The sequence below is a fragment of the Actinomyces sp. HMT897 genome, assembly GCF_016626125.1.
GTDB lineage: Bacteria > Actinomycetota > Actinomycetes > Actinomycetales > Actinomycetaceae > Actinomyces.
Map to the genome: position 1 here is coordinate 2,446,531 of NZ_CP067336.1, position 26,845 is coordinate 2,473,375.

The 26,845-nt window shown below is 71.5% G+C and carries 22 protein-coding genes; 21 read left to right on the forward strand and 1 reads right to left on the reverse strand.

Annotation, left to right across the window (positions count from 1 at the left end; genetic code table 11):
• Window positions 1-8 precede the first annotated feature (8 nt).
• From JJJ15_RS09570 to JJJ15_RS09580, 3 genes are read left to right on the forward strand one after another with little or no spacing between them, the layout of a single operon-like run.
• Entirely contained in the window at window positions 9-1,142 is a 1,134-nt protein-coding gene (locus tag JJJ15_RS09570; protein ID WP_200510587.1) for a peptidoglycan-binding protein, read from the forward strand.
• Complete coding sequence (locus tag JJJ15_RS09575) at window positions 1,139-1,852, forward strand: ABC transporter ATP-binding protein (protein WP_106110438.1); 714 nt, start codon at window positions 1,139-1,141, stop codon at window positions 1,850-1,852. The genes JJJ15_RS09570 and JJJ15_RS09575 overlap by 4 nt, the downstream gene beginning before the upstream one ends.
• Window positions 1,827-3,098 carry an ABC transporter permease gene (locus JJJ15_RS09580; protein WP_200510588.1) on the forward strand — a complete coding sequence of 424 codons (1,272 nt, stop codon included), beginning with the start codon at window positions 1,827-1,829 and terminating at the stop codon, window positions 3,096-3,098. Before JJJ15_RS09575 ends, JJJ15_RS09580 begins: the two co-directional genes overlap by 26 nt.
• A gap of 471 nt (window positions 3,099-3,569) precedes the next feature.
• On the opposite strand, the gene JJJ15_RS09585 is transcribed toward JJJ15_RS09580, so the two are convergent.
• On the reverse strand, window positions 3,570-5,264 hold the full coding sequence (locus JJJ15_RS09585) for a lactate permease LctP family transporter (protein WP_246742008.1): 1,695 nt from the start codon (window positions 5,262-5,264) through the stop codon (window positions 3,570-3,572).
• A gap of 266 nt (window positions 5,265-5,530) precedes the next feature.
• Here JJJ15_RS09585 and JJJ15_RS09590 point away from each other — a divergent pair, with 266 nt between their 5' ends.
• From JJJ15_RS09590 to JJJ15_RS09675, 18 genes are all read left to right on the forward strand, one after another.
• Window positions 5,531-6,172 carry a MarC family protein gene (locus JJJ15_RS09590; RefSeq protein ID WP_200510589.1) on the forward strand — a complete coding sequence of 214 codons (642 nt, stop codon included), beginning with the start codon at window positions 5,531-5,533 and terminating at the stop codon, window positions 6,170-6,172.
• 167 nt (window positions 6,173-6,339) lie between these two features.
• Window positions 6,340-6,987, forward strand: a complete 648-nt coding sequence (locus JJJ15_RS09595; RefSeq protein ID WP_200510590.1) for a MarC family protein — start codon at window positions 6,340-6,342, stop codon at window positions 6,985-6,987.
• Window positions 6,988-7,435: 448 nt separating this feature from the next.
• Entirely contained in the window at window positions 7,436-8,932 is a 1,497-nt protein-coding gene (locus JJJ15_RS09600; protein WP_348641472.1) for a geranylgeranyl reductase family protein, read from the forward strand.
• Window positions 8,929-9,288 (forward strand): NADH-quinone oxidoreductase subunit A, encoded by a 360-nt coding sequence (gene ndhC, locus JJJ15_RS09605; protein WP_106110444.1) that lies wholly within the window; start codon window positions 8,929-8,931, stop codon window positions 9,286-9,288. The genes JJJ15_RS09600 and ndhC overlap by 4 nt, the downstream gene beginning before the upstream one ends.
• Before the next feature lie 60 nt (window positions 9,289-9,348).
• Complete coding sequence (locus JJJ15_RS09610) at window positions 9,349-9,942, forward strand: NADH-quinone oxidoreductase subunit B (protein ID WP_246742274.1); 594 nt, start codon at window positions 9,349-9,351, stop codon at window positions 9,940-9,942.
• Window positions 9,939-10,685 (forward strand): NADH-quinone oxidoreductase subunit C, encoded by a 747-nt coding sequence (locus JJJ15_RS09615; RefSeq protein ID WP_200510591.1) that lies wholly within the window; start codon window positions 9,939-9,941, stop codon window positions 10,683-10,685. Before JJJ15_RS09610 ends, JJJ15_RS09615 begins: the two co-directional genes overlap by 4 nt.
• Entirely contained in the window at window positions 10,685-12,070 is a 1,386-nt protein-coding gene (locus JJJ15_RS09620) for an NADH-quinone oxidoreductase subunit D (RefSeq protein WP_200510592.1), read from the forward strand. The genes JJJ15_RS09615 and JJJ15_RS09620 overlap by 1 nt, the downstream gene beginning before the upstream one ends.
• Window positions 12,070-12,828, forward strand: coding sequence for an NADH-quinone oxidoreductase subunit NuoE (gene nuoE / locus JJJ15_RS09625; RefSeq protein ID WP_200510593.1), 759 nt, complete (start codon window positions 12,070-12,072; stop codon window positions 12,826-12,828). The genes JJJ15_RS09620 and nuoE overlap by 1 nt, the downstream gene beginning before the upstream one ends.
• Before the next feature lie 71 nt (window positions 12,829-12,899).
• Window positions 12,900-14,174 (forward strand): NADH-quinone oxidoreductase subunit NuoF, encoded by a 1,275-nt coding sequence (gene nuoF / locus JJJ15_RS09630; protein ID WP_200512030.1) that lies wholly within the window; start codon window positions 12,900-12,902, stop codon window positions 14,172-14,174.
• A gap of 3 nt (window positions 14,175-14,177) precedes the next feature.
• On the forward strand, window positions 14,178-16,892 hold the full coding sequence (locus JJJ15_RS09635; RefSeq protein WP_200510594.1) for an NADH-quinone oxidoreductase subunit G: 2,715 nt from the start codon (window positions 14,178-14,180) through the stop codon (window positions 16,890-16,892).
• Window positions 16,889-18,274 carry an NADH-quinone oxidoreductase subunit NuoH gene (gene nuoH, locus JJJ15_RS09640; RefSeq protein ID WP_246742009.1) on the forward strand — a complete coding sequence of 462 codons (1,386 nt, stop codon included), beginning with the start codon at window positions 16,889-16,891 and terminating at the stop codon, window positions 18,272-18,274. The genes JJJ15_RS09635 and nuoH overlap by 4 nt, the downstream gene beginning before the upstream one ends.
• Window positions 18,271-18,939 (forward strand): NADH-quinone oxidoreductase subunit NuoI, encoded by a 669-nt coding sequence (nuoI, locus tag JJJ15_RS09645; protein ID WP_106110452.1) that lies wholly within the window; start codon window positions 18,271-18,273, stop codon window positions 18,937-18,939. The genes nuoH and nuoI overlap by 4 nt, the downstream gene beginning before the upstream one ends.
• Complete coding sequence (locus tag JJJ15_RS09650) at window positions 18,936-19,904, forward strand: NADH-quinone oxidoreductase subunit J (protein ID WP_200510595.1); 969 nt, start codon at window positions 18,936-18,938, stop codon at window positions 19,902-19,904. Before nuoI ends, JJJ15_RS09650 begins: the two co-directional genes overlap by 4 nt.
• The gene (gene nuoK, locus JJJ15_RS09655) at window positions 19,901-20,206 is read left to right on the forward strand and encodes an NADH-quinone oxidoreductase subunit NuoK (RefSeq protein ID WP_106110454.1); all 306 of its coding nucleotides are present in this window, start codon (window positions 19,901-19,903) and stop codon (window positions 20,204-20,206) included. Before JJJ15_RS09650 ends, nuoK begins: the two co-directional genes overlap by 4 nt.
• A 10-nt stretch (window positions 20,207-20,216) precedes the next feature.
• Complete coding sequence (gene nuoL, locus JJJ15_RS09660) at window positions 20,217-22,223, forward strand: NADH-quinone oxidoreductase subunit L (RefSeq protein WP_200510596.1); 2,007 nt, start codon at window positions 20,217-20,219, stop codon at window positions 22,221-22,223.
• 17 nt (window positions 22,224-22,240) lie between these two features.
• A complete protein-coding gene (locus tag JJJ15_RS09665) occupies window positions 22,241-23,749 on the forward strand; it encodes an NADH-quinone oxidoreductase subunit M (protein ID WP_106110456.1) in 1,509 nt (502 codons plus the stop codon).
• On the forward strand, window positions 23,746-25,335 hold the full coding sequence (gene nuoN / locus JJJ15_RS09670) for an NADH-quinone oxidoreductase subunit NuoN (RefSeq protein ID WP_106110457.1): 1,590 nt from the start codon (window positions 23,746-23,748) through the stop codon (window positions 25,333-25,335). The genes JJJ15_RS09665 and nuoN overlap by 4 nt, the downstream gene beginning before the upstream one ends.
• Window positions 25,332-26,438 (forward strand): polyprenyl synthetase family protein, encoded by a 1,107-nt coding sequence (locus JJJ15_RS09675; protein ID WP_106110458.1) that lies wholly within the window; start codon window positions 25,332-25,334, stop codon window positions 26,436-26,438. The genes nuoN and JJJ15_RS09675 overlap by 4 nt, the downstream gene beginning before the upstream one ends.
• The last annotated feature ends 407 nt before the right edge of the window (window positions 26,439-26,845 follow it).

Below are 26,845 nucleotides of genomic sequence, written 5' to 3' on the forward strand. Positions count from 1 at the left end.
GTACCAAGATGGACGAGATCACTGCCTCCTCGCTGGAGGACGACGGCGCCGTGGCCCTGGCCCGCCCCACCTCGCGCCGCTCCTTCCTGGCCGTCGGGGCCGCGGCCGTCCTGGCCGCGGGCGCGGGAGCCACCGTCTTCGTGACCCAGGCAGGCCCGTTCGCCGCCAAGCAGGCTCCTACGACGGCGGCCTTCACCGGTGCCACGGACACCATTACCCGCGGCACCCTCCAGGGGGAGACCACCGTGTCGGGGACCCTGCGCTTCTCCGACGCCCACAAGCTCAAGGCGGGCTTTGACGGCATCCTCATCCAGCTGCCCGCCTCCGGCACCGTCCTGACACAGGGTGACGTGCTCTACCGCACCGGTGACCGCGTCGCCTACCTCATGCACGGCTCCCTGCCGGCCTGGAGGACCTTCGAGATCGGCATGGAGCGGGGCGAGGACGTCCGCCAGCTGGAGACCCTCCTGAAGGGCATGGGCTACTTCGACTACGAGCCCGACGACCGCTTCACCTGGGCCACCACCAGCGCCATCGTCAAGTGGCAGAAGGACGTCGGCCTGGCCCGCACCGGGACCATCCCCCTGGGCCAGATGGTCTTCTCCCCCGGGGACCTGCGCGTGGGCTCGGTCGCGGCACGGGTCGGGGACCGCGTGGCCGACGGCACCGACCTCTACGACGTCACCAGCACCACCCAGGTCATTGACGCCAACGTCAAGCTCGGCGACCAGAAGCTCGCCGTCGTCGGCTCGACCGTCACCGTCAAGCTGCCCGACGCCACCACCACCCCCGGCACCATCACGGCCGTGGGCACCCCCACCGAGAAGTCCACCGGCTCGAGCGAGACCAAGGAGCGGGTCATCCCCATTACGATCACCCTCACCGACGCCTCCGCCGCCGCCAACTTCCAGGAGGCCTCGGTCACCGTGGCCCTGCCCAGCGAGAAGCGCGAGAACGTGCTCTCGGTACCGGTGGGGGCGCTCCTGGCCCTGAGCCCCGACCAGTACGGCGTCGAGGTCGTGGAGGACGACGGGACCACCCGCAAGGTGCCCGTGACCCTCGGGCTGTTCGCCGGCGGACGTGTGGAGATCTCCGGGGAGGGCCTCTCCGAGGGCCAGCGAGTGGTGGTGCCGCAGACATGAGCCGCATCCTGTCTCTGCGCGACGTGCGCCGCACCTACGGCCAGCCGCCGGTGGCCGCCTGCGCCGGCGTGAGCCTGGACGTGGACTACGGGGAGTTCGTCGCCATCGTGGGGCCCTCGGGGAGCGGCAAGTCCACGCTCCTCAACCTCATTGGCACCCTGGACCGCCCCAGCTCGGGTACCGTCGAGATCGACGGCGTGGACGTGGGCAGCCTGGGCGACACCCGGCTCTCGGCCCTGCGCGCCAACCGCATCGGCTTCGTCTTCCAGCAGTTCCACCTGGCCGACGGCGTCAACGCGGTGGACAACGTGGCCGACGGCCTGCTCTACAACGGGGTACCCCGCTCCGAGCGGAGGCGGCGCGCCCGCTCCGCCCTGGAACGGGTGGGCCTGGGGCACCGCCTGGACCACCGCCCCCACCAGATGAGCGGTGGTGAGCGACAGCGCGTGGCCATTGCCCGGGCGGTGGTGGGCGACCCCCCGCTGCTGCTGGCCGACGAGCCCACGGGCAACCTGGACTCGGCCTCCGGGGCCTCGATCGTCGAGCTCCTCCACGAGCTCCACCGCCAGGGGACCACCGTTATCGTCATCACCCACGACAATGAGCTCGCCGCCAAGCTGCCCCGGCAGATCGCCATCCGTGACGGGCGCGTTGTCGGTGACTCCCGTGAGGAGGAGATCGTCCATGACGACGTCTACGCCAGCGTCTGACAAGGGGAAGGAGTCCACGGCGGCCCAGCGGGCGGCGTCGGCCCGACGCCGGGGCGGGGCGCTGCGGCGCTCGCGGCTGCGGCTGGGGGACGTGCTGCGCCTGGGGGCCACCGGCATCAGGGCCCGGCCCACCCGCGCCTTCCTGTCCGCCCTGGGGATCGCCATCGGCATTGCCGCCATGATCGCGGTGGTGGGGATCTCCGCCTCCAGCCGGGCCCAGCTCTCCGCCCAGCTGGACTCCCTGGGCACCAACCTGCTGACGGCCAGCGCAGGGCAGGACCTGTTCGGCAACAAGAGCTCCCTGCCCGAGGACTCCGTGGGCAAGGTGCGTCTCATTAACCAGGTGGAGCAGGCCTCCAGCACCGGGCTGATCAAGAACTCCCTGGTGTACCGCACCCCGCTCATTGACAAGAACGCCTCCGGGGGCCTGTCCACCATGGTGGCCGACCAGTCGCTCCTGGACGTCGTGGCGGGCGAGGTGGACAAGGGGACGTGGCTCAACCAGGCCACCAGCCAGTACCCGGCCACCGTGCTCGGTGCCGCCGCCGCCCAGCGCCTGGGCGTGGTCTCGCCGGGGACGCAGGTGTGGATCGGCGGGAAGTGGTTCACCGTGGTGGGCATCCTCAAGCCGGTGGTCCTGGCCCCCGAACTGGACTCGGCCGCACTGGTCGGCAAGCAGGCGGCCACCTCGCTGCTGGGCTACGACTCCAAGCCGACCACCGTGTACACGCGCATCCAGGACAAGTCGGTGGCCTCCGTGCGCGACCTCCTGGCGCCGTCGATCTCACCGCAGGCCCCTAACGAGGTCAAGGTCTCGCGTCCCTCCGACGCGCTGGAGGCCAAGAACGCCGCCGACAAGGCCTTTACCACCCTGCTGCTGGGGGTGGGCTCGATCGCCCTGCTCGTGGGTGGTATCGGGGTGGCCAACACCATGATCATCTCGGTGCTGGAGCGCCGGCGGGAGATCGGCCTGCGCCGCTCCCTGGGGGCGATGCGCCGCCACATCCTGGTGCAGTTCATGAGTGAGGCCCTGCTGCTGGCCTCCCTGGGAGGGGCCCTGGGCTGCGTCATCGGCATCGGGGTGACGGCCGGGATGTCGGCCGCCAACGACTGGCCGTTTACCGTGCCCGTGATAGCCGTCGCGGGGGGCTTGGGGGTGACGATCGTCATTGGTGCCCTGGCCGGGGTGTACCCGGCGGTGCGGGCCTCGCGTACCCCGCCCACCGCGGCGCTCAACGCCCAGTAGGGCAGGGGCGCCGGAGCCGGTAGCGTCCTGGGGCTGGCAGCAGGTGGTGGATCCCAGGACCAGGTGGTGGGGCGTGGGGCCGGGACCGGGCCGGTGGGGCCCGGGACCGAGGTGGTGGGCTGGCCCCAGGTGGCGCCGGGCAGCGCCCGGACGATCGGCGTCGGCCAGGTCATGGTCAGCCCCAGGTGGCGCCGGGCAGCGCGCGGGGCCCCGTACTGTGGGTGGTACGGGGCCCCGCCGTCGTGCTCCACCGCCCCACCCCTCGCCCGCCCACCCCAACCGTGAGAACGGTACTTATTGGTCGCGAGAACGGTACTTGTTGTTCGCGAGAACGGTACTTATTGCCCGTGAGAACGGGGGCGTGCCCGCTGGCGCTGACTGGTGGTGGCCCACCTGCCGGCCCGGGCCAGTTTGGCCGGGCTGCTCGGCGGTGGGGAGGGGGCGTGGCAGTACCCTGCCCGCCCGGTCCAGTTACGGCAGGTAGTTGCCCAGCCAGCCCTGGGAGGCGACCAGGACCAGGCTGCACAGGGCCAGCAGCAGGCCGAGGGAGTACGGGGCGGCCCGGCGCAGCAGCTCGGCGTCCTGCCCCGGGGCGTCCACGGCGGTGGTGGCAATGGCCAGGTTCTGCGGGGAGACGATCTTGCCGATGCCGCCGCCGATGGTGTTGGCCGCCAGGAGCACATTGGGGTCGAGCCCGGCCCCGGCGGCCGCCGTCGCCTGGAGGTTGGCGAACAGGGCGCCCGCGCTCGTGGCCGACCCGGCCACCGCCGTCCCGATCCACCCCAGGACCGGGGAGAGGAAGGCGTAGGCGGCGCCCGTGGCCGCCAGGGCCGCACCGATGGCGCTGGTCTGCCCGGAGAAGTTCATGACGTAGGCCAGCGCCATGACACTGACAATCGTCAGCACCGCCAGGCGCAGGTTGTAGCAGGTACTGGCCAGGGTCCGCAGCCCTTGTCCCAGGCTCATCTCGAACCTCCCGGGCACCGAGCGTGCCGCGTACACCACGGTGACGACCACCCCGGTGGCAAAGATCCAGGTGCCCGGGTTGGACAGGATCTGGAGGGTGTAGACCGCGCTGGCGGAGGGCTCGCCCCCGGCGTTGAGCAGGTCGCCGTAGACGCCGGGCCACCGGATCTTGACGTCCGTGCCGCTGAGGACCTGACTGAGGTCGAACCCCACCTTCCACAGCTTGGTGACGGCGATCATGGCCACCACCAGCACGTAGGGCAGCAGGGCCAGGACCACGCGCTCGGGGGTGGGCACGTCCGCGGCGTCCACCTGGGAGCGGTACTCCCGGGGCGTGGTCGGGGTCCACACCAGCAGGAAGACGTAGCTGGCGGCCAGGCCCAGCAGGGAGGCCAGCACCGCGGTGAGCTCGTAGGAGACCGACGGCGTCACGAAGTGCCCGGCCCCCGTGGCCAGGCCCGACACCACCGCCAGCGGCCACAGCTGCCTCACGCCGCGCAGGCCGTCGAGGACGAACAGCAGCACCAGCGGGATAAAGGCGCAGAAGACCCAGGTCAGGTGCCCCATGGTGGCCGCGACCGTCACCGGCTCGGCCCCGCCGAGCCTGGCGGCGGTGGTGACGGGGATGGACATGGCGCCGAAGCCCACGTTGATCGCGTTGCCCACCATGACCACGACGGCGGACTTGATCCTGGGCAGCCCCAGGGCCGCGACCATGGCGGCGGCGATCGCCACCGGCGCCCCGAAGCCGGCCAGCCCCTCCAGCAGGCCGCAGAAGGAGAAGGCCACCATGAGGGCCTGGGCGCGCACGTCGCCCTTGCCGATCACGTTGAACACCGCCCGCAGGTCGGCGCTGCGTCCGGAGACGTCGGTGAGGTTGTACAGCCACACCGCCGCGACAATGATGTAGACGATCGGGACCAGGCCCATGACGGCGCCCTGGGCCCCGCTCATGACGGTCATGCCCACCGGCATGCGGAACAGGGCCACCGCCAGGACCGCGGCCAGGCCCAGGCTGACCAGGGAGCACCAGTGCGTCTTGAGCTTGACCACCCCCATGAGCACGAAGAAGGCCACCAGGGGGGCCAGGCCCACCAGGGCGGTGAGGTAGACGTTTCCGCCGACGGCGGTCGTGGAGGGGGTGAAGGAGGTGGCGGGGGCCGTCAGGGCCAGCAACGGCGTCATCGGCGTCAGAGGCATGGGTCAGGGGCGTCCTTGCTCAGCGGGTCGAGTGTGCGAGGCACATCATGACACAGTGTAAGCACGTCTGCTGACACGGTAGGGCCGACGCGGTAGGACCGGGGTGGGCGTCCGGAGCGGCTGGCGGTCCCGGCCTGGCCGTCGGTGCCGTCGTGCCCGACCCGGCTGCGGGTACGCTCAGGCGGGTCCGGGACGGCGTGTGTGAGTCCCTATTTCTCATTGCGGGGACACGGTGCCGGGTGCGGGAAAGTGGGACCATCGGAGGTATGGACGTTGCTCTTCTGGTCAAGGCCCTGACGGCCTTCTTCGCGATTATGAACCCCTTTGTGAACCTGCCGCTCTTCCTGAGCCTGACCGCCAACCAGGAGGCTGCCACCCAGCGTCGCACCGCTATGCGCGTGGTCATGTTCTGCGCCATTATGTGCATTGTTATCCTCGGCACTGGGAGCGCTTTTCTGAAGATGTTCGGTGTGAGCGTGGACGACTTCCGGGTGGCTGGCGGCCTGGTGCTCCTTATTATCTCCTTAGGTATGCTCTCCGGCAAGGGCTCCACCGCCCACGAGGGCACCAAGGGGGAGAAGCGGCAGCAGTCCGACCGCGCCGCTGCCAACGACGTCGCCTTCTACCCCCTGACCTTCCCCATGCTCGTCGGGCCCGGCACGATCGCCACCATCATTGTCATGGACGCCCACACCCAGGGGCTGGGCGACCGGCTGACCGTGGCCCTGGCGCTGGCTGCCGTGCTCGTGCTCCTGGGCGTGGTGCTCTTCTTCTCCGCGCAGATCGGTCACCACATGTCCCTGACCCTGCGCACAATCATGACCCGGCTCATGGGCATGATCCTGCTGTCCATTGCCGTGTCCATGATGGCGGCCGGTCTGACGACGCTCTTCCCGGGGTGGGTCTGAGACGGCCGGACAGGTGGTCCCGGCCGGCCCCGCCGGGTGCCGTGGTCGTTCCCGACGGCACGCGCGGTGCCTGACGGCGCTGGGCGGGTGGGGCTGCTCGTGCGCCCAGGAAGGTAGCGCGGGGCCAGCCCGTTGGGCCGGGCTGGCAGGCGCGATAATGAGTACTTGTGGATACCGCCCTTCTTATTAAGGCCTTCGGCGCCCTCTTTGCGATCATGAACCCCTTCGCGCACCTCCCCCTGTTCCTGTCCCTCACGACCGGGCGGAGCGTCGCCAGCCAGCGCCGCACCGCCCTGAGGATCGCCGGGTACTCCGCGGTCATCTGCGCGGTCTTCCTGGTGACAGGGACATCGGTCCTGCGCTTCTTCGGGGTCAGCGTGGACCACTTCCGGGTGGCCGGGGGACTGGTGCTGCTGACTATTGGCCTGTCCATGCTCTCGGGCGCCGGGTTCGCCGCCCACGAGGGCTCCCGGCGTGAGCGCAGTGAGCAGGAGGAGCACGCCCACGACCCGGCCTCCGACGTCTCCTTCTTCCCCATGGCCTTCCCCGTGGTGGTGGGGCCCGGGACGATCACCACGATCATTGTCATGGACGCGCAGGCCCGGGGGCTGGGCGGCCACGTGGCGGTGGTCGCCGCCATCGCCCTGGTCCTGGTCGTCCTGGCGGTGGTTCTCTTCTTTGCCGCGCAGATCGGGCAGCACCTGTCCCTGAGCCTGCGCATGGTCATGACCCGGCTCATGGGCATGATCCTGCTGTCCATTGCCGTGGCCATGATGGCCTCGGGGCTGACCGTCCTCTTCCCGGGGATCGCCTGAGGGTCCCATCTGGCGGGCGGCGCGCGGCGGTCAGTGGGCCGGGGGTGCCCTATATGCGGTGCGGCAGGCGGTGGTAGGTAGGCGGTGGCGGGCAGCCAGTGGGCCGGGAGCGCGACTCCCAGAAGCGCACCGCCCAGGAGGAGCGAGGCAGCCAGCGGGCTGGCGACCCACCGGGGGACGGCCCGCCCGGGGAAGGCGACCCCACCCCGTGCCGCCTCCTGACCGCAGGCAAATTAGGTGAGGCAGACGCTTCCTAAATACCGTACCTCCGCTTAGTGCCGTTCTACGGCGCCCGCAGGCCTTACACTGACAGGACAGTCAAAACCAGGCGCAGGACGCCCTTGGTCAGGCCCCGGTGAGGCCCTGGGTACAGTCGCCGCAGGACCCCGCGCCCCGGAGGCCCTGACCGCGCAGCTGCGGCTCAACACAATGACTTAAGGAGGTGCCTGTGGCAGATCAGGCCAGACCGGCTACGTGCTCCGGCACCCACCCGACGGCGGACCCGCTCGCGTCCCCGGCCCCGCACCGGGCCGCCGGTCCCGCAGGCCCCGGCGTGCACCGGTCCTCCAGTTCCCGTCAGGCCGCCCGCACCCCCGGCCCCTCCGCCCAGGGCTCCACTCCCGGCCCCTCCGCCCCCGCTGCTCGAAGCTCTGCCCCCGCCGCCCGGGGCACCAGGCTCGACGCGGACGTCGTCGTGGTCGGTGCCGGCCCGGCCGGGTCCTCGGCCGCCTGCCACCTGGCCACCCTGGGCCTGGACGTCGTCCTGGTGGAGAGGCACGAGCTCGGCCGGGACAAGGTCTGCGGCGACGGCCTGACCCCCTCTGCCGTACGCGAGCTCGCCCTCCTGGGGGTGGACACCACCGGCTGGCAGCGCAACAAGGGCCTGCGCGTCATAGGCGGCGGCCACCTCCTCCACTTCCCCTGGCCCGAGCAGGCGTCCTTCCCCTCCTACGGCATGGCCCGACGTCGTGCCCTCCTGGACCGTGAGCTCGCCGAGCACGCCGCCGCCCGCGGCGCACGACTCCTGACCGGGGTCAGCGTCACCGGCCCGGTCACCAGCGCCACCGGGCGCGTGACCGGGGTGGAGGCCCGGCCCACCGCCCGGGTGGCCGAGCCCGGCCTCACCGGCCCGGCCACGATCACCGCCCCCCTGGTCATTGACGCCGGCGGGGTCTCGGCCCGCCTGGCCACCGCCGTCGGGCGCACCCGTGACGAGCGCCGCCCCATGGGCGTGGCCGTACGCGCCTACTTCCGCTCCCCGCGGGCCCGTGACCCCTGGATGGAGTCGCGCCTGGAGCTGTGGGACGGCCGTCCCGGGGACTCTGACCTCCTGCCCGGCTACGGCTGGATCTGGAGCGTGGGGGAGGGGCTGGTCAACGTCGGGCTCGGCTCGGTGAGCTCCACGGCCACCTCCCACGCCATGAACTACCGGGAGGTCTTCGCCCGGTGGATGGACAACGTCCCCTGCTCCTGGGGCTTCACCCCCGACAACCAGGTCGGGCGGCTGGCCAGCGCCGCCCTGCCCATGGCCTTCAACCGCAAACCCCACTACGCCGACGGGCTCATGCTCCTGGGCGACGCCGGGGGCATGGTCTCCCCGTTCAACGGCGAGGGGATCGCCCAGGCCCTCATGTCCGGGCGCCTGGCCGCCCAGGCCGCGGCCCAGGCCGCCGTGCGCTCCACCCGGGGCGGACGCGAGCAGGCCCTCGCCCAGTACCCCGTGGCCGTCTCCCGCGAGCTCGGCGGCTACTACACCCTGGGGCGCGTCTTCGTCTCCCTCATTGAGCACCCCGAGGTCATGCGGATCTGCACCCGCTACGGGCTGCCCCGCAGGAACCTCATGAAGCTCGTCACCAAGCTCCTGTCCGACGGGTGGGAGCGTCACGGCGGCGACAGGCTCGACCACCTCATCCAGCTCCTGACAAGGATGGTGCCGGCAGCATGAACCCCTACGTGCCCCTGCTCATTATGGCGGGCCTGGCCCTGCTCGTGGCCGTGGGCGGCCTGACCCTGAGCGCCGTCGTCAGCCCCACCCGGCGCAACCGGGTCAAGGTCGCCAACTACGAGTGCGGTATCGACCCCACCCCGGCCAACACCGAGCACGGACGCTTCCCCGTGGCCTTCTACCTGGTGGGCATGACCTTTATCGTCTTCGACGTCGAGGTGGTCTTCCTCTACCCCTGGGTCACGGCCTTCGGGCGCCTGGGCGTCTTCGGCCTGGGCGCGGCCCTGCTGTTCATCGCCATTATCACGGTGCCCTACGTCCTGGAGTGGCGCCGCGGCGCCCTGGACTGGGACTGAGCGCAAGAATCTCAAGGACACACCATGAGCACCTCCGAGTACCGCGCATACCGCGAGAAGATGCGTAGCATCCCCTCCAAGCGCGACGACCTCCAGCTCGCCGCCGAGCAGTCGGTGGACGGCGCCGGCTTCCTGCTCACCAGCGTGGAGAAGGTCACCGGGCTGGCCCAGGCCCGCTCCCTGTGGCCGGTGACCATGGGCCTGGCCTGCTGCGCCATTGAGATGATGGCCACCGGCACGCCCCGCTTCGACATGGCCCGCTTCGGCTGGGAGGTCTTCCGCGCCTCGCCCCGCCACGCCGACGTCATGATCGTCTCGGGCCGCGTCTCCCACAAGATGGCCCCCATCGTGCGCAACGTCTACGACTCCATGCCCGAGCCCAAGTGGGTCATCTCCATGGGGGCCTGCGCCTCGAGCGGCGGCATGTTCAACAACTACGCAATCGTCCAGGGCTGCGACCACATTGTCCCGGTGGACATCTACCTGCCCGGCTGCCCGCCCCGCCCCGAGATGCTCATTAACGCCATGCTCGAGCTCACCCGCCTGGTGGAGCGCAAGACCGTCTTCGGCCACCGCGAGGAGATCGCCCGGGCCGTGGAGGCCGCCGCCCTGGCCGCCGCCCCCGTGCACGAGATGAAGGGACTGCTCGCATGAGCGGCACCGCCCCTGACGCCGTCGGCCCCGCCGGGGCCGTCCCGGAGGTCGCCGGCACCCCCGTGCGTCCCGAGCTGCGCCTGGAGGTCGTGGCCCACCACGTCGGCCAGTTCGGCGCCCCCGACGCCGGGGACACCACCGGCTACGGGCTCCAGCGCCAGGTGGTCACCCTGGCCCCGGCCGCGGTGCGCCCCTACGGCTCCTGGTTCGACGCGGTCGTGGACGCCCTCATCGAGGACCTGGCCGCCGCGGGGGTGGACCCGGCCGCCGCCATTGAGAAGGTCGTCGTCGAGCACGACGAGCTCACCCTGTTCGTCACCCGCGAGCACCTGCTGGACGTGGCCCGCCCCCTGCGTGACGACCAGGACCTGCGTTTCGAGCTGTGCCTGGGGGTCAGCGGCGTGCACTACCCCGAGGACCTGGGCCGCGAGCTCCACGCCTGCACCGAGCTGCTCAGCCTCACCCACGGCGGGCGGGCCCTGCGCCTGGAGACCACCTGCCCCGTCTCCGACCCGCACGTACCCTCCCTGGTCCCCCTCTACCCCGGCAACGACTGGCACGAGCGCGAGACCTGGGACCTCATGGGCATCGTCTTCGACGGCCACCCCAACCTCACCCGCTCCGCCATGCCCGACGACTGGGTGGGCCACCCCCAGCGCAAGGACTACCCCCTGGGCGGCATCCCCGTGGAGTACAAGGGCGCCGCCACCCCGCCCGCCGACACCCGGAGGTCGTACCGCTAATGACTGCCGACACCCTCCGGGCCTCCGGCCCCGCCACCGAGGACCTGGCCGACGGCGCCCCCCAGTACACGCTGACCGGCGGGGACTGGGACGAGGTCGTGGCCGCCGTCGCCGCGCGCGACGAGGCCGACCGCCTGCGCAACGACCGCATCGTGGTCAATATGGGGCCGGTCCACCCCTCCACCCACGGGGTGCTCCGCCTCGTCGTCGAGCTCGACGGCGAGAGGGTCACCGACGTGCGGGTGGGTACCGGCTACCTGCACACGGGCATTGAGAAGAACATGGAGTACCGCACCTGGACCCAGGGCGAGACCTTCGTGACCCGCATGGACTACGTGGCCCCCTTCTTCCAGGAGGTCGCCTACGCCCTGGCGGTGGAGAAGCTCCTGGGGATCACCGAGGAGATCCCCGAGAAGGCCACTGTCGCCCGGGTGCTGCTCATGGAGCTGGGCCGGATCGCCTCCCACCTGGTGGCCATCGGGTCCGGCGGCAACGAGATGGGCGGTACCACGCTCATGACCATCTCCTTCAGGGGGCGGGAGAACATCCTGCGCGTCTACGAGATGGTCTCGGGGCTGCGCATGAACCACGCCTACGTGCGCCCCGGCGGCCTGGCCCAGGACCTGCCCGAGGGCCTGACCGACTTCGTGCGCTCGGTCATGCCCAGCATTAGGAACGACGTGCACGAGCTGGAGTCCCTGCTCATGGCCAACCCCATCCTGCGCTCCCGGTTCGTGGGCGTGGGGGAGGTCAGCCTGGCGGGGGCCATGGCCCTGGGCCTGACCGGCCCCTGCGTGCGCGCCGCCGGCTACCCGCTGGACATGCGCAGGATCCGCCCCTACTGCGGCTACGAGACCTACGACTTCGAGGTCCCCGTCTACGACCGCTCCGACTGCTACAACCGCCTGGCCGTCCGCTTTGACGAGTGCTACCAGAGCTTGAAGATTATCTCCCAGTGCCTGGAGAGACTGGACGATATTACAGCTCGTGGAAAGCACCCCTCTAATACGACAATGGTGGCTGACCCCACTATTGCCTGGCCCGCCCGCATGGCCATTGCCAGCGACGGCCAGGGCCAGTCCCTGGAGCACGTGCGCGAGATCATGGGCACCTCCATGGAGTCCCTCATCCACCACTTCAAGCTGGTGACCCAGGGGTTCCACGTGCCCGCCGGGCAGGTGTACCAGACCGTGGAGCACGCCAAGGGGGTCCTGGGCGTCCACGCCGTGTCCGACGGCGGCACCCGGCCCTACCGGGTCCACTTCCGCGACCCCTCCTTCTCCAACCTGCAGTCCCTGGCCATGATGGGGCAGGGCGGCATGCTCGCCGACCTGGTCCCCTCCCTGGCCTCCATCGACCCCGTCCTGGGAGGCGTGGACCGCTGATGAGCACCACAACCAGCACCCCTGTACCGGCGGCTGACGGTGTCGCGATCGACCCCCAGGCGGTGCAGCCCGGCCCTGCGGCCGCCGTCGGCTACGAGGGCGAGACCGCCCACCGCCTGGAGGCCGACATCGCCGAGATCTGCGGACGCTACCCGGCGGGGCACTCCCGCAGCGCCCTCATCCCCATGCTCCACCTCATCCAGAGCGTGGACGGCTACGTCTCCCCCCGCGGTATCGCCCTGTGCGCCCTGGTCCTGGGCCTGACCCGCACCGAGGTCAGTGCCGTGGCCACCTTCTACAGCCAGTTCCGGCGCCACCCGGTGGGGGAGTACCACGTGGGCGTGTGCACCAACGCCCTGTGCGCCGTCATGGGCGGGGACCAGGTCTGGGAGGCCGTCAGCGCCGCCACCGGCCTGGGCAACGACGAGACCAGCGAGGACGGCCGCATCTCCCTGGAGCGCATTGAGTGCAACGCCGCCTGCGACTACGCCCCGGTGGTCATGGTCAACTGGGAGTTCTTCGACAACCAGACCCCCGCCAGCGCCGTCGACCTGGTGCGGCGCCTGGAGCGCGGCGAGGAGGTGGCCCCCACCCGCGGCCCCGAGACCCTGCCGACCTTCCGCGACAACGAGCGCCTCCTGGCCGGCTTCGAGGACGGCCGGGCCGACCAGGGCGTGGGCGCCGGCGGCCCCAGCCTGCGGGGCCTGCGCCTGGCCCGTGACAACGGCTGGACCGCACCCAGGGAGGAGCGGCAGTGAGCGCCACCGACGTCACCGGGCCGGGGCCCTCCTTCACCGCCCCGGGCACCCTGACCCCGGTCCTGACCGACATGTGGGACAAGGAGCGCTCCTGGACCCTGGAGTCCTACCTGGACCACGGTGGGTACCAGGGCCTGGAACGGGCCCTGACCATGAGCCAGGCCGACCTGGTGGCCCTGGTCAAGGCCTCGGGCCTGCGGGGGCGCGGAGGTGCCGGCTTCCCCACGGGCCTGAAGTGGTCCTTCCTGCCCGCCCCCGACGGCCTGCCCCGCTACCTGGTGGTCAACGCCGACGAGTCCGAGCCCGGCACCTGCAAGGACATCCCCACCATTATGGCCAACCCCCAGGCCCTCATTGAGGGCGTGGCCATCACCTCCCGGGCCATCGGCTGCGACCACGCCTTTATCTACCTGCGCGGGGAGGTCGTCCAGGTCTACCGCCGCCTCCTGGCGGCCGTGCGCGAGGCCGCCGACGCCGGGTACCTGGACACCGGCTTCGGCCTGGACGGCCGCCAGCGGCTGCGTATCACCGCCCACGCCGGTGCCGGGGCCTACATCTGCGGGGAGGAGACCGCGCTGCTCGACTCCCTGGAGGGGCGCCGCGGACACCCCCGCCTCAAGCCGCCCTTCCCCGCCGTGGCCGGCCTGTACGGGCGCCCTACGGTCATTAACAACGTGGAGACCATCGCCTCCGTGCCCGCCATCCTGGCCCGCGGCGCCAGCTGGTACAACGCCATGGGCACCGAGCGCTCCCGGGGCCACGGGATCTTCTCCGTCACCGGGCACGTGGCCCACCCCGGCCAGTTCGAGGCCCCCTTCGGCATCACCATGCGCCAGCTCATCTCCTTGGCCGGCGGGATCCGCCCCGGGCACCAGCTGAAGTTCTGGGTGCCGGGGGGCTCCTCCACCCCGATCCTCGGCCCTGAGGAGCTTGACGTCCCCCTGGACTACGAGTCGGTCGGGGCGGCCGGTTCCATGCTGGGCACCCGTGCCCTGCAGGTCTTTGACGAGACCGTCTCGGCGGTGCGCGTGGTGGCCCGCTGGACGGAGTTCTACCAGCACGAGTCCTGCGGCAAGTGCACCCCCTGCCGGGAGGGCACCTACTGGATGCGTCAGATCATGGCGCGCCTGGAGGCGGGGCAGGGGCTGCCCGGGGACGTGGAGAAGCTGGAGTCCATCGCCTCCAATATCGCCGGGCGCTCCTTCTGCGCCCTGGGCGACGCCTCCGCCACCCCCGTCCTGAGCGGCATCAAGCGGTTCCGCGCGGAGTTCGAGGCCGGGTACACCACCCCCGCCGCCGAGCTCTTCCCCTACGCGGCCTCTGCCATTGTTGAAAGCGCACGGTGAGCCATGACGACTGCAACGACCCAGCTGGTCAATATGACGATTGACGGCCTGCCCGTGGCCGTCGAGAAGGGCACCCTCCTCATCCGCGCCGCCGAGCAGGTGGGGGTGCGCATCCCCCGCTTCTGCGACCACCCGCTGCTGGCCCCCAGCGCCAACTGCCGCCAGTGCCTGGTGGAGGTGGCCATGCCCGGGCGCGACGGCGTCGTGCGCTCCATGCCCAAGCCCCAGCCCTCCTGCGCCATGACCGCCGTGGAGGGCATGGAGATCTCCACCCAGGCCACCAGCCAGGTGGCCGCCCGGGCCCAGGCCGGGACCATGGAGTTCCTCCTGATCAACCACCCCTTGGACTGCCCGGTGTGCGACAAGGGCGGGGAGTGCCCGCTGCAGAACCAGGCCCTGGAGCTCATGGCCTCCGGGGCCCAGAGCGCCACCCGCTTCACCGACGTCAAGCGCACCTTCCCCAAGCCGCTGCGCCTGACCAGCAACGTCCTGCTGGACCGCGACCGGTGCATCCTGTGCCAGCGCTGCGTGCGCTTCGCCGACCAGGTCGCCGGGGACCGCTTTATCGCCCTCCAGGGGCGCGGCGGCGGGCACGTCGGCGGCGAGGTCACCGGCGGGCTGTACTCCGAGCAGATCGGACGCTTTGACGCCGGGGTGCTGGACTACGCCGGGGGCGCCGAGCAGGCCGCGGCCCGGGGGCTGGCGGTGGCCGAGATCCGTGGCGGGGCCAATCTGGTGCCCGAGGCCGAGCACGCCGGGCCCGGGGGCGAGCCGGGCGTCGTGGACGGCCTGGCCACCGGGCCGGCCGGGGAGGAGCTCGACGTCTCCGGACGCCCCTTCGCCTCCTACTTCTCGGGCAACATTATCCAGATCTGCCCGGTAGGGGCCCTGACCAGCGCCCGCTACCGCTTCCGGGCCCGCCCCGTGGACCTGGTCTCCACCGACTCCGTCACCGAGCAGGACGCCTCCGGCTCGGCCCTCCGCGTGGACATGCGCCGCGGTGTGGTCCTGCGCCACCTGGCTGGCAACGACCCCGAGGTCAACGAGGAGTGGATCACCGACAAGGACCGGTTCGGCTTCGCCTGGTCCCGCCTGCCCGACCGGCTCACCAGCCCCCTGGTACGCGACGAGGACACCGGTGAGCTCGTCACCGCCTCCTGGCCCGAGGCCCTGGACCTGGCCGCCTCCGCCCTGGGGCGCGCCGCTGACGGCGGGGTGGGGCTCCTGCCCGGCGGGCGCCTGACCCTGGAGGACGCCTGGGCCTGGTCCCGGTTCGCCCGCACCGTGCTGGGCACCAACGACATTGACCAGCGGACGCGCCCGACCGGCCCCCAGGAGGAGGCCTTCCTGGCCGCCCGGGTGGCTGGCACCGGCCTGGGTGTGACCTACACCTCCCTGGAGCGGGCCGGTCAGGTGCTCCTGGTGGCCCTGGAACCGGAGGACGAGTGCGGCGCCCTCTTCCTGCGCCTGCGCAAGGCGGTGCGCGCCAAGGGGACGCGCATAGCCACCGTCACCACCCTGCGCTCAGCGGGCTCGACCAAGCTCGACGCCCAGGTCGTCCTGACCCTCCCGGGCCGGGAGGCCGACGCCGTGGCCGACCTGGCACGCACCCACCCGGCACTGGTGGAGGCCCTGGGCGCCCCGGGCGCCACCGTCCTGGTCGGTGAGCGTGCTGCCGCCGTCCCCGGGCTGCTGGGCGCCGTGGACGCCCTGGTCACCACTACCGGCGCCCGCCTGGCCTGGGTGCCGCGCCGCAGCGGCGAGCGCGGCGGCATCGAGGCGGGCCTGCTGCCCGGCCTGCTGCCCGGAGGCCGCCCCGTCTCCGACCCCGCGGCCCGCGCCCAGGTGGAGCGGGCCTGGGGACTGGGCCCCGGCAGGCACCTCCCTGCCGCACCCGGCCGGACGGCGGAGGAGATCCTGGCCGCCGCGGCGCGCGGGGAGCTGGCTGGCCTGCTGGTAGGCGGCGTGGACCTGCGCGACCTGCCCGACCCGGCCCTGGCCCGCACCGCCCTGTCCCGGGTGGGCACCGTGGTCCAGCTCGAGGTGCGCCGCAGCGAGGTCAGCCGGTACGCCGACGTCGTCCTGCCCGTGGCCCCGGCCGTGGAGAAGAACGGCACCTTCGTCAACTGGGAGGGGCGGGTGCGCCCCTTCGGCCAGGCCCACGTCTCCCGGGCCCGCACCGACCGTCAGGTCCTGGGCCTCCTGGCCCGCCAGATGGGCCACGACCTGGGCGTGGACGACCTGACGGCCCTCCACGCCGCTCTCGCCGCCCTGGGGCTGTGGACCGGGCCGCGTACCCCGCTGGCCCCGGCCGGGCAGGCGGGGCCGGGAGGCTACGGGGGCGGGGCCGGCGGCCAGGACGTCTGGAACGGCGTCGGGCTGCGTGCCCTGCTGGCCACCCACAAGCCCCTGCTCGACGCCGGCCGCCTCCAGGACGGCGAGCCCTTCCTCGCCGCCACCGCCAAGGCCCCCGTGGTCAGGGTGGGTACGGACATTGCGACGAGCCTGTCGCTGGGTGCGGGGGAGATCCTGACCGTGTCCACGTCCACCGGCTCCGTCACCCTGCCCGCGGTCGTGGGAGGCGTGGCCGACGGCGTCGTGTGGCTGCCCGAGTGCTCACCCGGCTCCACCGTGCACCAGACCCTGGGCGCCCGCCACGGCTCGGTGGTGGGCGTGTCCCGACCCAGCCCCTCAACCCCCTCGGAGGTGGTCCGGTGAACCCGGTAACCCTTGCGGCCCCCGTCGGCCCCCTGCCCCTGAGCGGGGGCGTGGCAGCCGACTTCTCCGCCGAGACCTGGTGGCTGACCCTCGCCAAGGCGGTCTTCATCGTCGTCTTCCTCATTGCCAGCGTCATCCTGGTCCTGTGGGTGGAGCGCCGTGGCCTGGCGCGTATGCAGACCCGCCCCGGGCCCAACGTCAACGGCCCCTTCGGCCTGTTCCAGGCGTTCGCCGACGCCGCCAAACTCATTATGAAGGAGGACTTCTGGCTCAAGGGGGCGGAGAGGACCGTCTACCTGCTGGCACCCGTTATCGCCGCGTTCAGCGCCTTCATGGTCTACGCGGTCATCCCGTTCGGTCCCAACGTCAGCGTCCTCGGGCACTCCACGCCCCTGCAGCTGACCGACTTCCCCGTCGCGGTCCTCTATATCCTGGCCATTACCGCGTTCGGGGTCTACGGGATTATCCTGGGCGGCTGGTCGGCCCACTCCACCTACCCGCTGCTGGGGGCGGTGCGCAGCGCCGCGCAGGTCATCTCCTACGAGCTGGCCATGAGCCTGTCCGTCCTGACGGTCTTCCTGGCCTCGGGCACCATGTCCACCTCCGGGATCGTGGGCGCCCAGACCCGTATGTGGTGGGCGGTGGCCATGATGCCCAGCTTCGTCATCTACGTCGTCTCCATGGTCGGCGAGGTCAACCGCCTGCCCTTCGACCTGCCCGAGGCCGAGGGCGAGCTCGTGGCCGGGCACATGGTGGAGTACTCCTCCATGAAGTTCGCCTGGTACTTCCTGGCCGAGTACATCAACATGTTCAACGTCTCGGCCGTGTGCGTCACCCTCTTCCTGGGGGGTTGGCGTTCCTTCGTCATCGCCTCGTTCTGGCCCGGGGCCAATGAGGGCTGGTGGCCCGTCCTGTGGTTCGTGGCCAAGATCTGGGCGGTCATGTTCGCCATGATCTGGACCCGTGGCACCCTGGTGCGTATCCGCTACGACCACTTTATGAAGCTGGGCTGGAAGGTCCTGATCCCCGCGGCCCTGACCTGGTTCGTCATGGTCAGTGTCGTCACCGGCGTGAGGACCTTCTCCGGCACCCAGCCCCGTACCCTGCTCCTTGTCCTGGCGGCCGTGTTCCTGGTCGTCACGGCGGTCCTCGTGCTCGTGCCCGAGCGCGGGAGCCAGGAGGCCCCGTCCCCTCCCGGTAGCGGTCCCGGTGAGCTCGTGGCCCCCGGGCAGGTCCTGGACGCCTTCGCCGGAGGCTTCCCCGTCCCGCCGCTGCCCGGGCAGGTCCTGCCGCCCTCCCCGCGCTCCCGGCGCGCTGGCGCCGGGGCCTTTCTGCCTGCCGCCGACCCGGGCACCGCCCCGACTGAAGGAGGGAACCGATGACCAGCAGCACCGGTGCCGACCACGACCAGTGGCTGCGTGAGGACCCCGGGGCCCTGGGCTCCTTCCTGGCCCCCGTCGCCGGCTACGGGGTGACCATCTCCTCCATGTTCCGGCCCACGGTCACCGAGCAGTACCCGTTCGAGAAGCCGGTCCTCATGCCCCGCTACCACGGGCGCCACCAGCTCAACCGCTATGACGACGGCCTGGAGAAGTGCATTGGCTGCGAGCTGTGCGCCTGGGCCTGCCCGGCCGACGCCATCTACGTCGAGGCCGCCTCCAACGCCCCGGACGAGCAGTACTCGCCCGGTGAGCGCTACGGGCGGGTCTACCAGATCAACTACCTGCGCTGCATCTTCTGCGGCATGTGCATCGAGGCCTGCCCCACCCGGGCCCTGACCATGACCCACGAGATCGACGAGCTCGTCGGCCCCACCCGCACCGGCCTGGTCTACGAGAAGGAGGACCTGCTGGCCCCCGTGCCCCCCGGCGCCCTGGCCGCCCCCCACCCCATGGTCGAGGGCACCGAGGACGCCGACTACTACCGCGGGAAGGTCACCGGCCCCACCCGGGCGCAGGTGGACTGGGTGCGTTCCCACCGCCCCCAGGACCCCACGCTCTCCTCCGCCCGCCCGGTGGGCACGGCCGTGAAGGAGACCCGCTCATGACGGCCCTGACCTCGGGCGGCGCCCTGGCCGCGCCCGCCACCCTGACGAACGCCGGTACCGTCTCCACCGGCGAGACGATCCTGTTCTGTGTCGTCTCCCTGGTCACGGTGGTCTGCGCCCTGGGCGTCCTGACCGCCCGGCGGGCCGTGTCCGCGGCCGTCAACATGATCGGCATTATGATCGGCCTGGCCGTCCTCTACCTGGCCAACGAGGCGTCCTTCCTGGGGATGACGCAGGTCGTGGTCTACACCGGCGCCGTCATGACCCTGGTCCTGTTCGTCATTATGCTCGTCGGGGTCGGCGGGGAGGAGCCGGTCGCGGGCTCCCGGGGCGTGCCCGCCCCCGTGGCGCTCCTGGCCGGCGGGGGCCTGGTGGCGGTGCTGGCCGCCGTCGTCTGCGCCACCGTCTTCCCCGGCGCCGCCGGCCTGCTCGACGGCGAGGCCGCGACCCCCGCCGCCCTGGCGGAGGTGCTGCTGGGCAACTACGTGGTCACCATGGAGCTCACCGGAATCCTCCTGGTGGTGGCCGCCCTGGGGGCCCTGACCCTGACCCACCGTCAGCGGCTGCGCGGGGTACGTACCCAGCGTGAGCAGGCTGAGGAGCGCATGCGCGCCTACGCCACCAGGGGGGTCCACCCCGGCCAGAGGCCTGCGCCCGGGGTCTACGCCGCCACCAACTCCGCCGCCGCGCCCGCCCTGGACGCCTCCGGACAGGCCGTGGAGGTCTCCGTGCCCCGCCCCCTGGTGGTGCGCGGACAGGACCTGGACGTCAGCCAGGTCTCCCCGGGGACCGGCACCCAGGTCGACGGCGCCCTCGCCGCGCGCGACCAGGCGGTGCCCCGTTCGGGTATGCCGGCCATGCCCGGTGCCGCCGCGCCCGTGGTCGTCCAGCCCCTCCTGCCCGGTGCCGGCACCCAGCCCGGTGCCGACGCCCCCGCGCCCGCCCCGAAGGAGGAGCCCACGTGACTCTGCCGATCTCCGCCTACGTCGTCCTGGCCATGGTCCTGTTCACCCTGGGGGCCCTGACCGTCCTGCTACGGCGCAACGCGATTATCGAGCTCATGGGCGTGGAGCTCATGCTCAACGCCGTCAACCTGGTGCTCGTGACCTTCTCCCGCCTGCACGGCAACCTCACCGGGCAGATCTTCGCCTTCTTCGTCATGGTGGTGGCCGCCGCCGAGGTCGTCGTGGGGCTGAGCATCGTGGTGTCCATCTTCCGTACCCGCAGGTCGACGTCCGTGGACGAGACCAACCTGCTCAAGAGCTGAGGGGACTGGCATGACCACCGCACCGTCTCTCGCCGCGCTCCTGGCCCCCGCCCCCGCGTCGACGGCCCCCACCGGGCTGGCCGCCTGGGCCTGGCTCCTTGTCGCCGTGCCCGCGCTCTCCGCCGCGCTCCTGCTACTGGGCGGGCGCCGTACCGACGCCTGGGGGCACTGGGTGGGCCTGGCCGCCGCCCTCCTGGACGCCTGCCTGGGCGGGGCGGTCCTGGCCCAGGTCCTGGGGCTGCCCGCCGACCAGCGCACCATGGACCTGAGCCTGTGGCGCTGGTTCGGCGTGGGGGACCTGGAGGTGCGCGTCGGGCTGCGTATCGACCCGCTCTCCCTGACCTTCGTGGCCCTGGTCACCTTTGTGGGTTTCCTCATCCACCTGTACTCCGTGGCCTACATGGCCCACGACCGCGACCGGCGCCGCTTCTTCGCCTACCTGAACCTGTTCGTCGCGGCCATGCTCACCCTGGTCCTGGGCGACTCCTACGTGGTGCTCTTCGTGGGCTGGGAGGGCGTGGGCCTGGCCTCCTACCTGCTCATCGGCTTCTGGAACACGGCCGACGCCGACGCTCCCGACGCGCTCAAGGACGCCAGCACCTCCAACGCCACCGCCGCCAAGAAGGCCTTCATTATGAACCGTGTGGGCGACGTCGGCCTGCTCCTGGCCATGATGGCCATGGTGGCCCGGGTGGGCTCGGTGAGCTTCACCGACGTCCTGGGCCGGGCCTCGCACGGCGCCCTGTCACCGGGCTGGGCCACCGCCACGGGCTTCTTCCTCCTGGTGGCCGCCTGCGGCAAGTCCGCCCAGTTCCCCCTCCAGGCCTGGCTGGGTGACGCCATGGCCGGGCCCACCCCGGTCTCCGCCCTCATCCACGCCGCCACCATGGTCACCGCCGGCGTCTACCTCATGGTGCGCTCCGGCGCGGTCTACCAGGCCGCCCCCGACGCCCAGCTGGCGGTGGCCGTCGTCGGCGCCGTCACCCTGGTCCTGGGGGCGGTCATCGGGTCCGCCAAGGACGACATGAAGAAGGTCCTGGCCGCCTCCACCATGAGCCAGATCGGCTACATGATGCTGGGTGCGGGACTGGGGCCGGTCGGCTACGCCTTCGCCGTCTTCCACCTGCTGACCCACGGCTTCTTCAAGGCCCAGCTGTTCCTGGGGGCCGGCAGCGTCATGCACGCCATGGGCGACCAGGTGAACATGCGTCGCTTCGGGGGACTGCGCCGGGCCATGCCGGTCACCTGGGTGACCATGGGGATCGGCTGGCTGGCCATCCTGGGCGTCCCGCCCCTCTCCGGCTTCTGGTCCAAGGACAGGATTATCGAGGCCGCCTTCACCGGCCAGGGGGCCCGGCCCTGGATCCTGGGGGGCGTCGCCCTGCTGGGCGCGGGCCTGACCTCCTTCTACATGTCCCGCCTCTTCTTCATGATCTTCCACGGCACCCCGCGCTGGACCACCAAGGCCGACCCGGAGGGGCCCGTCCACCCCCACGAGTCAGGGCCCCTGATGACCGTCCCGCTGGTCGTCCTGTCCGTCTTCTCCCTGGCCCTGGGCGGGCTGCTGGCCGTAGGCGACCGCTTCACCACCTGGCTGGAGCCGGTCACCGGCCACGTCGAGCACGGCGAGCCGGTGCTGGCGGCAGAGGTCATTATGGGAGCCACCCTGGCCCTGGTGGTACTGGGCGTGGTGGCGGCCTGGCTCGTGTACGTGCGTCACCAGGTGCCTGTGGTGGCCCGGCCCGGCCCGGCCCTGGTGGAGGCGGCCCGCCACGACATGTACCAGGACGCCCTCAACGAGGCCGTCGCCATGCGGCCCGGTCAGGGGCTGGTGGCGGCCGTGACCGCCACCGACCGCTACGTCGTCGACGGCGCGGTGGAGGGCCTGGCCGCCGCCACCGCCGCCTGCGGGCGCCTGGTGGGCCGCACCCAGTCCGGGTACGTGCGCTCCTACGCCGGCTACATGCTGGTCGGTACGCTCCTGGTTCTCGTCGCCGTCCTGGCCAGCAGGTTCTGAGAGGACAGGTAACCGACATGACCGACACCACCGTGGCAGCCTCCTTCCCGGTTCTCACCCTCATGGTGCTCCTGCCCCTGGCCGGGGCGCTGGTCGTGGGGGCCGTGGCCCCCCTGCGCCGCCGGGCCCGCGCCCTGGGGCTCGTGTTCTCCGTGGCCGAGTTCGCCCTGGGCGTGGCCGCCGCCTGCGAGTTCGACGCCGGCCAGGGGGCGGCCGTCCAGCTGGCCGAGACCCGTCCCTGGATCCCGCTCATCGGGGTCTCCTGGGCGCTGGGGGCCACCGGGCTGAGCCTGGCGATGCTGCTCCTGGCGACCTTCCTGGTACCCCTGGTCCTCCTGGCCTCCTGGGGGGAGGTCCCCGCCCACCGGCAGGGCCTGTTCACCAGCCTGGTCCTGGTCCTGGAGGCCTTCGTCGTCGTCATCTTCACCGCCCGCGACCTGTTCCTGTTCTACCTGTGCTTCGAGGCCATGCTCGTCCCGGTGTACTTCCTCATCGGGGTGTTCGGGGGGGCGGGCAGACGTCGTGCCGCCCTGAAGTTCCTCCTGTACTCCCTGGCCGGGGGCCTGGTCATGCTGGTGGGCGTCATAGCCCTGTTCGTCTACGCCCACAACGGCACCCAGACCTACCTCTACTCCAGCCTGGCCCACAGCATGTCAGCCTCACCGGCCGTGAGCCGCTGGATATTCCTGAGCATCCTCGCCGCCCTGGCCGTCAAGGCCCCTGTGGTGCCGTTGCACACCTGGCTTCCCGACGCCGCCGAGCAGGCCACCCCGGGTACCTCCGTGCTGCTCATCGGGGTCCTGGACAAGATCGGCACCTACGGCATGGTCGCCGTCCTGCTGCCCGTCTTCCCGGAGGCGTCCCGGTGGGCGGCTCCCGCCGTCTGCGTCCTGGCGGTGGTCAGCATCGTCTACGGCGGTCTGGCCGCCGTCGGCCAGGACCATCTCTACCGGCTCATCTCCTACACCTCTGTGAGCCACTTCGGATTTATGGTCCTCGGGATATTCGTGGGCAGCCGCGTGGCAGCCGCCGGCGCCATGGTCTACATGGTGGCGCACGGGCTGTCCATCGCCGGTCTCTACCTGGTCACCGGGTTCATGGCCCGGCGTACCGGTACCGTGCGCGTCAGTGAGCTCGGCGGCATAGGGCGGGTCATGCCGCTGGTGGCGGGGACCTTCCTGGTCTCGGGCCTGTCCGGTATCGCCCTGCCCGGGCTGAGCGGCTTCGTCCCCGAGTGGATGGTGCTCACCGGTACCTTCTCCGTCTCCACCGCCCTGGGGGTGGGGGCGGTCGCCGGCGTCGTCATTGCCGCCGTCTACCTTCTGCTGCCCTACCAGCGGGTCTTTACCGGGGCCCCCGCTGCCGCGCGCGTGGGCAGCCCGGACCTGGACGGCCGCGAGAGGCTCGTGCTCGTCCCGATTATCGCCGCCATGCTGGCCCTGGGCCTGGCGCCCGCGGCCCTGGTGGACACGCTCGACGGTATCGCCGAGCAGGTCGCCACCGTCACGGAAGGGAGCCTCCAGTGAGCTTCACCGCCCCGGTCATTAACTGGGCCGGTCTGGGCCCGGTCCTCATTATCCTGGGCGCAGGCCTGTTGGGTGTCCTCGTGGAGGCCTTCGTGCCGCGCCGGGCGCGTCAGGTCACCCAGACCGTCCTGAGCCTGCTGGCACTCCTGGCCTCCGGGGTCGTCCTGGCGGTGCGCTGGGTGGCCCTGCGGGACCCGCTCCTTGCCGGACGCGCTGCTGTGCGCCCCTCCGGCCTGGGGGAGGTGGAGGACGGCCTGTCCGTCGTCGCCCAGGGCGTCCTGCTGGTCATCGGCTTCCTCGCGCTGCTGGTCATGGCCGACCGCACCACCGTCGGTGACGGCGCCTTCGCCGCCCAGGCGGCCGACCGCCCCGGAAGCGCCGAGGAGTCAGAGTCCACCCGCGCCGGGTGGACCACCACGGAGGTCTTCCCCCTGGCGCTCTTCTGCTTGGCGGGCATGATGCTCTTCCCGGCGGTGGGCGACCTCATTAGCCTCTTCGTCACCCTGGAGATGGTCTCCCTGCCCCTGTACGTCCTGGCGGCCACGGCCCGCCACCGTCGTCTGCTGAGCCAGGAGGCGGCCCTGAAGTACCTCGTCCTGGGAGCCTTCGCCTCAGCGCTGCTGCTCATGGGGGCGGCCCTGCTCTACGGCGTCGCCGGGAGCGTGGACTACGCCACGATCAGTGCCGCCATGAGGCAGGCGCAGGGGGGCTGGATGTCCCTGGCCGGTATCACGCTGGTGACGGTCGGCCTGCTGTTCAAGGTGGCGGTAGTGCCCTTCCACGCCTGGAGCCCGGACGTCTACCAGGGGGCGCCCACCCCGGTGACCGGGCTCATGGCCGCGGGGGTCAAGGCCACCGCCTTCCTGGCCCTGCTGCGCTTCTCCCTCAGGATCGGCTACCTGGTGGTGGACGACCTCAAGCCCGTGCTGTGGGCGCTGGCCGTCCTGACCATGCTCGTGGGGACCGTGGTCGGTGTCGTCCAGAAGGACGTCAAGCGCCTGCTGGCCTACTCGGCTATTGCCCACGCGGGCTACATGCTCATTGCCGTCACGGCCCTCGACCAGGTAGCTGTCGTCGGCCTGGTCTTCTACGCCCTGGCTTACGGCGTGGCCACGGTCGGCGCTTTCGGGGTGGTCACCCTGGTACGCACCTACCACGGCGGGGGCGTCGGGGTAGCCGGTGCCGCCGGGGCCGAGGCCACCGGTCTGGGGGCCTACCGGGGCCTGGCACGCCGCAGCCCGTGGCTGGCCGGGGCCATGGCGGTCTTCCTGCTGTCCCTGGCCGGTATCCCGCTCACGGCGGGGTTCATGGGGAAGTTCATAGTCTTCCTGGCGGGTGTGGGCGCCGGGGCCACCTGGATCGTGGTCGTCGCCGTGGCCTCCTCGGTCGCTACCGCCTTCTTCTACATGCGTCTGATCGTGCTCATGTTCTTCCATGACCCCGAGGACCAGGACGTCGTAGTGGTCGGCTCGACCGGCCTGAGCATGGCGGCGATCGGTCTGGCTGCGCTTCTCACGGTCACAATGGGGGTCCTGCCCCAGGCGGTTCTGGAGACCCTCCTCCAGGCCGCTATGCTCATCTCGTGACCGCCACGCTGACCCTGGACGCGCCTCAGATCGAAGGTCGGATCTCTGAGGCCCTTGAGGCCGTGGAGACCCGCCTGCTGGAGGTGGTCAGCAGCGCGGACGAGACCATTAACCCGCCCACGTCCCACCTGGCTGCGGCGGGCGGCAAGCGTCTGCGCCCCACCCTGACCCTGCTCACCGCCCAGCTGGGCGACCCGGTGCTGGCTGCTGGTGAGCAGGTGCGCGATGCCGGTGTCGCCGTCGAGCTCACCCACATCGCCACCCTCTACCACGACGACGTCATGGACGAGGCGCCTCTGCGTCGTGGGGCCCCCAGCGCCCAGACGGTGTGGGGCAACTCCGCCGCCATCCTCACCGGCGACGTCCTGGTGGCGCGGGCCTCCCAGCTCGTGGCGGCCCTGGGGCCCGAGGCGGTGCTGGCCCACGCCCGTACCTTTGAGCGCCTGTGCATGGGCCAGCTTCACGAGACCCTGCCCCGTCCGGCCGCCAGCGACCCGGTGGAGCACTACATCCAGGTCCTGGCGGACAAGACCGGTTCCCTGACCGCCGTCTCCGCACGGTACGGCGCCATGCTCACGCGCGCCGGGGCGGGTGTGGAGGCGCTCGTGCAGGACTTCGGGGAGAAGATCGGCGTCGCCTTCCAGCTGGCTGACGACGTCATTGACCTCACCAGTGACTCGGCGACGACCGGCAAGACCCCGGGGACCGACCTGCGTGAGGGGGTGGAGACCATGCCGGTGCTGCTCCTGCGCCAGGCACTGGCCGCCGGAGAGCTCGACGCCGCCGGGCAGTCCATCCTGTCCGCCCTGTCCACCATGGACCTGTGCGACGACGTCGTGCTGGCCGGGGTGGTGGCCCGGTTGCGTGAGCACCCGGTGCTGGCTCGTACCCGTCAGATGGCCCTTAGCTGGGCGCGTGAGGCTGTCGCCGCCCTGGAGGGCCTGGAGGAGGCCACCCTGGCCGGGACACGTGAGCGCCTGACAGGTGACAGCATTCAGGCCCAGGGTGCTCAGAGCGCCCTGGCCGAGGCCGGTGAACGGGCCCGGGTGGTCCGGGACGCCATGGAGCAGTTCGCCCACCTGCTGGTGGACCGGGCAGCCTGAGTCGGGGTGTCGTCGGGTAGTCCGGACTTGTGCGAAGCGGTGGTCATTGGACTCGCGGGGGTGAACCGGACGGGGCAGGGGCTGGGCTCAGGACCCAGCTGACGACGGCACGCCACCTGCGGTGAGCTGTGGACCTGGCGGGGGCCGCGTCCTCGACGGCGTCGTGGTCACCATGGCCGAGCAGCTGGACCTGGCGGGGGCCGCGAGTTGGTCCTCTGCCACGGTCGAGACCAGTTTGCTCCGGCCTGGTGCAGGCCGCCTGGCGGGCGTTGGGCCCCTGCCACGGTCGAGACCAGTTTGCCGTATATCCCTGCCCGTAGGTCCGGACGTACTCAGGGCGCGCCGCGAGATGCTCGCCGGGCGGGCCACCACGCCGTGTAGGTCCGGACGCACTCAGGGCGCGCACG